The sequence below is a fragment of the Bacteroides sp. 51 genome (assembly GCF_010500965.1).
Classification (GTDB): Bacteria; Bacteroidota; Bacteroidia; order Bacteroidales; family Bacteroidaceae; genus Bacteroides.
The window spans coordinates 396-2014 of record NZ_QVMI01000049.1 but is presented as its reverse complement, the minus strand read 5'-3'; the positions used below and the strand labels follow the sequence as shown (position 1 = coordinate 2014).

Genomic DNA, 1619 nt, shown 5'->3' with positions numbered 1-1619 from the left:
CCTTGGCTATCGTAATAGTCATATAATGTATTTACCTTATCTATACATGCATTAAAGGTCAGTTCTATTTTACCTATTGTTTTATCGCATACTTTGCACCGTTCGGGCGCCCATTCGCGCGACAGCTTATGGCGTTTGCGTATTTCCAGGCAAAGTTTGCCACGTTCTTCCTTTATCCTGTCCATTGTGGCAAGATGCATTTCCATAAATTCTTTATTTTCTTTTTCCATATTCTATTTATTATCTTTATATTAAGTATGTTTTTAATTCATTTATTTATATTGCTCCCACCACCCCGCCCTTTGGGCACCCCTCCTCGGGCAGGATGGGAGTTTGGCTGCGCAGCCATGACAAATAGCTCATGCGGCATCGTGAATCTGGCTCCGGCGCCTCGCCGGCTCTCCTCCTGCCTAGAGGAGGAGTACCCCGAAGGGGGGAGGTGGTGGGAGCAATCAAAAAAACTACATAACCACGATTATAACATCCGCCTATACTCCCACACCAGCGGAGAGAGAGTTCATAAATACTGTATTTTACCTTTAACTTTCAACTTTCAATTTTCAACTCTACACGTATCATCGGAGCAAATAAAGCCCCCAGTTCCTGTGGCGTATACAACGACCGCAGGAAAATAAAAACAGCATCATAAGCATCAGTATAACAGCTCCCATCCATTGCATAGCCAAAAAAGCCATTTAACACCTTCTCCAATTTAATACAAATAGGAAAGACCGTTTTTTCCGGCTCATATACAACCGCCACCTCTTTTAATTCTTCCATATAAGAAACATTCCCTTTGGCACGAAGTACGGTACAATCCAATATGACAAATTTAGATTTATCAAATGCACTGCAACTGATCTCACTTCCTGCCGGCAACATCATCATTTCTTTGGCATAAAGCAGATGTTTCCCTGCTACCTGGCTTTTAAGGAATATCTTACCTTCCAGCAGGAAGAACAGCCGGTAATGAGCCGCATGGGCTATATGTTCCACCCGTCCCCGCCTGAGCCGGTAACATTGTATACGGTTACCTTCATTCATATGTATTCTGTATTTTATCCATACTTTCTTTTTTAAGATGCCTTAAAAAGCCTCCCTGACCACGCCTGGCTCGGGAGACTTCGCAACAAAACAAATTTAGTGGAGCATGATCGTGATATCACATCATGGAATTGTTCATGCTTAACACGACAACGACTAATTCTATGATACACATAGAAAAAGTTTCTTTTCGATGACTCATTAGGGGTTCATTTACATTCAGCTCCTATACTCACACCTGAGAGTCTCTTCCAACTCCCTTTTCTCCAACCGTTCAATACCCATACCGTGAAGGCAGAGCACCGTGGAGCGGTTTGGCAGGTGTACCTGAAAACTCCCTGCCGATGGATCAGCTCTTAGCTAAACTTCCAAACCGGTATTCTAGTGCCGGCCAGGACAGTTTAGCTAAGCCCATCATTTTAGGTACAGCTTGGGTAGGCACACGTCGAGTAAACCAAGGGAATTTCACCCTTAGTTTCTCACGGAACCGTACGTGATAGTCTCCCATCATACGGCTCTTCGTAACAGAACACCAGGTTACTCTTCTGCTTCTTACCTGACATAGAAAGAGTAAA

3 protein-coding genes are annotated in these 1619 nt (G+C 43.5%); all 3 read right to left on the bottom strand.

Annotation, left to right across the window (positions count from 1 at the left end):
• Positions 1-230: hypothetical protein (locus D0T87_RS22255; protein ID WP_203558765.1), on the bottom strand; the 230-nt coding region annotated here is incomplete at its 3' end.
• Positions 231-546: 316 nt separating this feature from the next.
• Positions 547-1044, bottom strand: a complete 498-nt coding sequence (locus tag D0T87_RS22250) for a hypothetical protein (RefSeq protein WP_163178169.1) — start codon at positions 1042-1044, stop codon at positions 547-549.
• A gap of 349 nt (positions 1045-1393) precedes the next feature.
• The coding region (locus D0T87_RS24315; RefSeq protein WP_203558764.1) for a hypothetical protein at positions 1394-1619 on the bottom strand (226 nt) is incomplete at its 5' end.

Bases quoted from the DNA above. Each gene is read 5' to 3' on its own strand.
- D0T87_RS22250 (WP_163178169.1), bottom strand. From the start codon at position 1,044: ATGAATGAAGGTAACCGTATACAATGTTACCGGCTCAGGCGGGGACGG.